This window comes from Phaeobacter sp. SYSU ZJ3003, from assembly GCF_041300735.1.
Classification (GTDB): Bacteria; Pseudomonadota; Alphaproteobacteria; order Rhodobacterales; family Rhodobacteraceae; genus Phycobacter; species Phycobacter gallaeciensis_A.
The window spans coordinates 1-6,854 of sequence record NZ_PXNU01000095.1 but is presented as its reverse complement, the minus strand read 5'-3'; the positions used below and the strand labels follow the sequence as shown (position 1 = coordinate 6,854).

General features: G+C 54.4%; 8 protein-coding genes and 1 pseudogene. 4 read left to right on the top strand and 5 right to left on the bottom strand.

From position 1 onward, the window contains the following. Positions 1 to 175 precede the first annotated feature (175 nt). Together C6W91_RS20450 and C6W91_RS20445 are read left to right on the top strand one after the other, a co-directional pair. Entirely contained in the window at positions 176 to 508 is a 333-nt protein-coding gene (locus C6W91_RS20450) for a transposase (RefSeq protein ID WP_370571522.1), read from the top strand. A 184-nt stretch (positions 509 to 692) separates the two neighbouring features. Further along, positions 693 to 2,306: a peptidoglycan-binding protein gene (locus tag C6W91_RS20445; protein WP_370571521.1), complete on the top strand. Its 1,614-nt coding sequence runs from the start codon at positions 693 to 695 to the stop codon at positions 2,304 to 2,306. 677 nt (positions 2,307 to 2,983) lie between these two features. Here the strand turns inward: C6W91_RS20445 and C6W91_RS20440 are convergent. Then, positions 2,984 to 3,853, bottom strand: a complete 870-nt coding sequence (locus C6W91_RS20440) for a TerB family tellurite resistance protein (RefSeq protein ID WP_370571520.1) — start codon at positions 3,851 to 3,853, stop codon at positions 2,984 to 2,986. Between the two features lie 22 nt (positions 3,854 to 3,875). Further along, the gene (locus C6W91_RS20435) at positions 3,876 to 4,295 is read right to left on the bottom strand and encodes a hypothetical protein (RefSeq protein WP_370571519.1); all 420 of its coding nucleotides are present in this window, start codon (positions 4,293 to 4,295) and stop codon (positions 3,876 to 3,878) included. 176 nt (positions 4,296 to 4,471) lie between these two features. Between C6W91_RS20435 and C6W91_RS20430 the strand changes: the two are divergent. Both C6W91_RS20430 and C6W91_RS20425 read left to right on the top strand, forming a co-directional pair. Then, positions 4,472 to 4,624 (top strand): annotated as a pseudogene (locus tag C6W91_RS20430) (IS1380 family transposase); the annotation flags it as partial. Between the two features lie 191 nt (positions 4,625 to 4,815). After that, positions 4,816 to 5,241, top strand: coding sequence for a thermonuclease family protein (locus tag C6W91_RS20425; RefSeq protein WP_370571518.1), 426 nt, complete (start codon positions 4,816 to 4,818; stop codon positions 5,239 to 5,241). A 148-nt stretch (positions 5,242 to 5,389) separates the two neighbouring features. Here the strand turns inward: C6W91_RS20425 and C6W91_RS20420 are convergent, their stop codons facing one another. From C6W91_RS20420 to C6W91_RS20410, 3 genes are read right to left on the bottom strand one after another with little or no spacing between them, the layout of a single operon-like run. Beyond that, positions 5,390 to 5,896 carry a hypothetical protein gene (locus C6W91_RS20420; protein WP_370571517.1) on the bottom strand — a complete coding sequence of 169 codons (507 nt, stop codon included), beginning with the start codon at positions 5,894 to 5,896 and terminating at the stop codon, positions 5,390 to 5,392. A 3-nt stretch (positions 5,897 to 5,899) separates the two neighbouring features. After that, positions 5,900 to 6,325 carry a hypothetical protein gene (locus C6W91_RS20415; RefSeq protein WP_370571516.1) on the bottom strand — a complete coding sequence of 142 codons (426 nt, stop codon included), beginning with the start codon at positions 6,323 to 6,325 and terminating at the stop codon, positions 5,900 to 5,902. Continuing rightward, positions 6,325 to 6,807: a hypothetical protein gene (locus C6W91_RS20410; RefSeq protein WP_370571515.1), complete on the bottom strand. Its 483-nt coding sequence runs from the start codon at positions 6,805 to 6,807 to the stop codon at positions 6,325 to 6,327. The genes C6W91_RS20415 and C6W91_RS20410 overlap by 1 nt, the downstream gene beginning before the upstream one ends. Positions 6,808 to 6,854 lie beyond the last annotated feature (47 nt).

Here is a 6,854-nt window from a genome sequence, read left to right as displayed (position 1 = left end):
CGCGACGTGCTCGATATGGTCGCGTGAAATGAAGCTATAGGTCTCCGATGAAACCGGAGCGATTCACATCGACGAGATCGTCTTCCTGCGGGCCGGTGCGTTCCTCGAGGCTCGACATCAGCGCGTTGAGTTCATCGTCGGTGAAGCCGGTCAGCCCACCCGCGTAAAACTGCAGGTGCGCGCCGACACGACGGAGACCAAAACCGCGCGGCTCCGGAGTTACGTGCGAGACGAGCGCCCATGCTGCGGGGCAGCACCCCCTTGCGCCTGGTATCAGTTCAGTGTCGATCGGAAGGGCGAGCGCCCAGCCAACCATCTCGCAGGCTATACCGCGAAGGTCCATGCCGATGGCTTTGCCGGGTTCAATGGCCCGTTTGGCCTCGGAAAGGCTGACGAACAGGCCTGCATGGTCCATGTGCGCCGCAAGTTCGTGTACGAGGTCGAGCGTACCGGCTCTCCCATTGCCCAAACCGTCAGTGCAGTGCGGAAAAAACACCGCTTACGATGAACCTATTCATTGGCTGAGAACATCACATAATCCTCTCACCACTTGAACTATTTAGATATGCCCGATGTCCAAAAGAGATTTTGCAGCAAATGGCTGGTCGAACTAGCCTAGGTACTACCAAAGAAATACTGCGCCGTTCTGCGACAAAACAGAACGGCGCGTGTTTGTTGAATTGGAGCGACCGATGGCAGTGGCCCTTAAAGCACCCGTGGGGGAAAAAAAACGGATCTCAAAAGGGGCACCTGTCAAGAACGATCCTGAAGACGTCAGACTTGTGCAAATGATGCTCATAGCGAACGGCTTCAGTGCAACAGTCACGGGAAACTGTAGCAGCACCCTGATAAAATCGATCAAGACCTTCCAGTCATCTAAATGTGGAAACAAACGTCCCGATGGGATCGTTGATCCAGGCGGAACGACTTGGAAGGCAGGCTTACCAAAACTACGCGCCAAGATCGCGGCAGATGAGAAGCATACCGATAACGTTGTCTTGGTCAAAGAGGGCGGGAAACAAAAATACGTAATCAAATCTGAATTTTACCGAAACCAAGAAGCATTGAAAAAAAAGGTTATACAAAAAGCTGACCGGATTTCATCCGAAGCTGAAGTCTGGATTGATTTCTCAAACAGATGTTCTGAAATTGCAGCTGGCGCTGATGGTTTCGTGAGTTCCTTTACATCATTTATCGTTGCATCGGTGACAGGCGGAAAATCAGAGCCACCCTATGGTCCGCTACTTGACGCACGCGCTCAGGCTACTTTCTTGAAAGCGCTTGCCAGTCACAAACAGCCAGACTGGGAGAAGGTTTTAAAACAGGACAAGATAGCAACAAAGGCGCACAAGAAGGGTCAGGACGCCTTTTCCAAATTCATCGAGACAAGAATTGGCGCAGCAGGCGCAATAAACAATAAACTCGAGACCATAAGCGAGATAAACTTTGCCGTAGTCCAAACCTACATGACAGCCCAGTTGGTTGTCCGTGGGCGATCACCAGGAGAGGCCCATGCCATTGCAGCGGCAGGCACCATGGCCATGAAGTCCAGCGCTGATCAGCTGGGCAACTATTTGGCGGGCAACACAGTCACCTGGAACAGTGCGATGAAGAAGGTAGTTACCGACACAATGTTTTCAGGAATTGCTGGCTTAGTTGGAGGCAAGCTGACTGGACCAGCTCTCTCGAAAGTCACTGGCAGACTGTCTCAAGCACTCATTCCGCAGGTTGGAAAAACTATTCCGCACCAAGCCTTGGGTATTTTTCTCAATAAAATCATGTCCACCAAAGCAGCCCAGCAGATGGTCAACGTTGGTGCAAAAGAAACAATTGGACTGTTCAAACCAATCATCGAAAAGGGCAAGGCCCCCAGCAAACAAGACTTTGAAGTCGCATTTCTTAAGACCGTGACCGCAGGCATGTTGAAGGTCGCTCCCGTTAAAAGCCTGGCCTCGTTTGCAAGCAAGATGCCGACAAAAGTTCAGGAGACACTACAGAACAAACTGGTCCCAGCGATTACAGAAAGCGCCCTCAATAAGCTTCGCAAAAAATTGGGAGATGCAGCGATCGACAAACTGCCGGCTGCTTTTAAAACTCAAATTGCCAAAGACATCGCAGGCGCAGTTCAAAGCAAAGCGGTCGAGCGTTATGCGCTCAGCGCGGCACATGGGTCCAGCGGTGACGCGAATGAAAGCCAGTTGCATAAACTGGGTGAAGCAGGTCTGCGCAAAGACAAAGAACTGCACAAGCTGATCGAAGACATGATCGAAGCTGAGGCGACTCGGCAAGCCAAGAAGGCGAAGTAACTCGGCCACATGGGTGCGCCACTACAACGTTGAGCGCCCGCATCGTGGGCGGGACATCAGCAACAACGTGCTGCCAGTCGATTTCAGACCCGTCCGCGACGGCCCGATCCGGCGCAAGCGACAGCTTGGAGGAATTGTCACATCCTATACTCGCGATGCGGTGTGAATTTCTCAGCCAACAGAAGGAGTAACAGCTTCAGAACCATCTTGCCGAGCTTCGTCCCGAACTATAAAAATCATTCCAAGTCAAAGTGATGGCGCAACCTATACATTTTGGCACCCCTTTCAGATAGCGCCAAAGTCGCTCGGCACAGCAAGAGACTGGGACGGGCGGAGCCCCCGAACTGAAGCGATCGGTTGGGATCGCATAATTGCTCCAACTTGACAAGCCGAGCGGCCGCACGGTGCACAACCGATATCATAAAGAGCGAACACCTTGGTGCCCCTGTTTGCAGCAGCATTGCGGAGCGGTTGCGAGCATAAAACGATAGTCGACCGGTTGGCACCCTCCGGTCGAAATCCACCCGATCTGCCCGCGGCAAGCCCGCACCCTCTGGGTGATCCATGAAAAGCGCCCCTCACAGCCTTCAACACCATGATTTGTATCGGAAATATCATGTTCTCGACAGCAAAATCAGCGGATTACTTGGGGAATGTAAGCATAAACCATTGCTATATCATTTCTTGTATAGTCTACCTATTAGCCCACTGGCTACAGCAAAAGCTTTTTTACCAGTTTCTTGAGCTGCGCCTCCAATTAGGCCTGCATATTTTGATGCCGAACGCGCCGCCTGATTTGATATTGCCAGGTGCTCACTCAACTCTCGCTCAATTGCGTCAATTGCAAGCTCTTCCCGTTCATCAAAGTCTCCATCAGCATGTGCGATCTCTTCAAGAAAACCACGAATATCAGCCTTCATAGCTGATGGATTGCAATCGGGATTATCAAGTTGAAATTCTGCGAGAGCCTTCGCCATATCTCTCAGCGATCTTTCTTTGATATCACCCTCAATTACGGGAAGCGCTTTGCAGCTATACTCACGTGAGACACCCCACTCATCTTCAAAATATGAGGTGATGGCCTCTCGTTCTGCATCGTCAATTTCTCCGGCAAAGTCAGCAACCTTTAATGCTAGTCCCGACATCATATCGAACAACGTAGCCCCAAGAAGATCAATGGGCGTATTAATAAATTTTGGGATCGTCTCAACGCGTGATGAACTGTAGCTGTCGACAACCCGCATCACGCCATAGTACGCAGCACCTGAGCCCACAGCTGCAGCAACTATCCACCCAACAGGAGTTGCCGCGGCAGCGCCGAAACCAAGCGCAGACAACAAACCACCTCCGCCACCAAAAAACGTTGTCGCGACAGCTGGTGAAGCGGCGGCTGCAGCTCCAGCTGCGCCTGCACCTTTAACATCCCAAATAGTTTGCAACGTTTTAGTTAGCTTGAGTGATCCGTAGGCATCCTCTCCTATACCCAGCTTTATCTTGAACCGATTTGTATCAGAAACGACGAGTTGTACTTCATTGAGATCATCCACGAGATTTTTTTGAGACACGTGTCTATACCTCCGCAAGCGCACTCAATGAGTTTATTAGAGCGTCAATCCGCTCACCCAACTTGTCACTCAGAAAATCATTAAGCGCACCTGCGCTCACACCGATCAACAATAGTATCGAGCTTAATGCCGCAGCTAATGCCCCACCGAACAAAGGTATCGCAGCAATAAGACTGCTGATAACAAGAGCAGCAATCACACCAAGAGTTACAGTTGGAAACGCCTTAAGCAAATCGAACACGACAGACAGAATTTTACGGCCGATTGCGAGCAACTTACCGCCAACTCGAACGGTAATTTTCGCCACGTCAGACAAAATAGCCTTCATATCGGCGGATAAAGCGGTCCGCTCGATAAGTGCGACCAATTTCCTTTCTGGTAACGAGGAATTCACCTCTTTGATCGCCAATTCAAGTCCATTCATGATCTTGCTCCTTTACATACTGCCAATGGCTTGTTTCCTGTTGTTTCGGCATGATTCGAGAAATTTTTTCCAGAACACATGATGAAATACGCCTCCACAAGCAAAAAATAACCGGGCTTTGTGCCCCGCCCGACCACTCGCGGTGAGCAGCCGGACGGGGATGACCAGCGGATTTAATGGGGCAACCGGCGGGTGCGGGCTTGCCGCGGACAGATCGGGTCGATTTTGACCCTCGTGTACGGGTGGAATTTCGTGGCACGCAGCTCAGTTCCGACGGCGGCCTTCTTGTGATGAGCGAGCTTGATGACGCGCTCGAACTGTCCGATCTGACGCGCGTGTATTTTTGCGATCAACCGGCACCAACAGGGAAGTGTCGGCAAGACGTAGTGAGGCCGTCATAGGATTTCGATGCACCTCAAAACTTATTCTACCGCACGAGCAAGTGCGGGTTTCGTGACCTCGACATGCCTAACCCAAGAAAGGCAAAAAGATGAGGCCAAACCCCAAACGGAGCGCCACAATGCCTGTCCTGAAACTTCTTGGCTGCCTGGTGGCGCTTCTGGTCTCTTGCCTGCCCGTCATCGCCGGGGGACGAATTATCGAAGGCAAAGTGACCCATGTCAGAGACGTCGATACGATCGTTGTTTCTGGCACACCGATCAGGCTCAACGGCGTTGACGGGCCTGAAACCTCCACTCGCGTCGGCAAAGACGCAGCATTTTTTATGAAACGCCTTGTGGAAGGGAAAGTCGTTGTATGCCGTCTGAACGGTGACCGGACCTATGACCGTTGGGTCGGAGTATGTTTCCTTGATGATGAGGACATCGGTGCAATTGCGATCCGAGAAGGCTATGCATTGGACTGCGCGCGATATTCAGGCGGTCGATACCGCGAGCTCGAAACACGGGCTGCGCGATCCAAGATCAGACGCGCGAAATACTGCTGATCCCGGCTTTTGAGCTTGCCGACCGACCACCTGCGGCGAAAGGGGCCTCGACCGCAGGGGAATCCTGAATCCGATCAAGGGCGACACGCTCTAATCGCTTTCCAGGCAGAACTATTTCAGGGACTTGCTAAAAGCGGTTTTGCTCCCCTCACCCCACCTCCCGAACAAACACCCTCCCGCCGCTTGGCGCTGCCACGGCGAGTTCCACCATCCCCGGCAGCTGGGCGGCCCAGTCCTCGAGGTCTTTGGTTGCAAAGCTGTGGGAGAGCGTGTGGGTGATGACGGGATTGCTGCGTCGGGCGGCCTCGGTGAGTGCGCGGGTCGCGCCGCTGCCCCAATAATCGGGGCTGAGGTAGACAAAGTGCGTGCAGGCGACCGTGCCGAGATCGATGCCGCTTTGCGCGAGATGGAGCTTGAGCGGCAACCACTGTGGCCCGGCGATGAAGTGATGGCAGAGCCCAAGGCAGGTGACGCCGACCACCTGATCTCCGTCCCACGCAAGCGCGGCGGTGTCACCGCGTTTCGAGAAACTGGCCATGGCGGCAGGAGCGGCGATGGGCACGAGGTTTTTCCTGACGCGGACATCCGTAACGATCCGCGCCAATCGGTCGAAGTGCACCGCCGCGTCTGCCAGGTTCAATTGTTCGTAGCGCATCGCTTACACCTCGATGGTTTCGGCCAGATCAAAGAGCGCGTCGAGATCCGCGCCGGTGAGCGGGGCCCCGTCGGGCCAGAGCACATGCGTCACAAGGGCGTTGAGCAGCGGGCTGTCGCGCCGGAAGCTGGTGGCCTCGGCCCAGGCCAGCCGGGTCATCTGATCGAGATTGCCCACAAGGGCGTCGACCTGATCCAGAAGCCCCATCTGCAACAGCGCGGCCTTGGCCTGCAGACGACTGACGGTCCTGCCCGGCACGGCCGTGACCTCGAGAGTCGCGTCAAAGGCGGCAACCGGGCCGAATGCGCCCGCCTCGGCGCGCGCAAAGAGGTCCGTTGGGCCGTCACGGTCCACAACACGCAGCGTGCCATCCGGCAGGTCCAGACAGATCGAGCCATGATCAGCGGTGACATATCGGGGGTTTTGCATCAGTCGTTCTCCACAGGGGCGTAAATGCCGGGGATGAGGGTTTCCCCACCCGTCTTGAAGCGCACATTCTGGATGCGCGCATGGCCGTAATAGGTGGTGGTCTGCTTGTCGACGCCCTCGGTCCGCCTTGAGGCCAGAGACTGCACCTGCACCCGGTCCCCCGCGGTGACGTCCACATCAAGGGAACTTGTGGTCAGAACAGTTGTGGTGCGCACCCAGCTGCCCAGGACGGTTTCCACCGCGTTTCTCAGGCGGGTGACGCGGAAGTAGGCTGGCTCTGACGAACTCGATGCGCCCTCAAAGCTCACCCGGATCGTGCCGGTTTGCGCAAAATCAAAGGAATGGCGCGTGACATACCCCGAGACATTGGTGTTCTGGACATAGCCATCCACCCGGCTGCGGATGATGTCACCGGCGGTGAGCGGGACCGCACCGGAGGGGGACAACGCCGCAATGGCCTGGGTGAATCGCTCCGGTTTCATCGGAGACCTATAGCTTCATTTCACGCGACCATATCGAGCACGTCGCG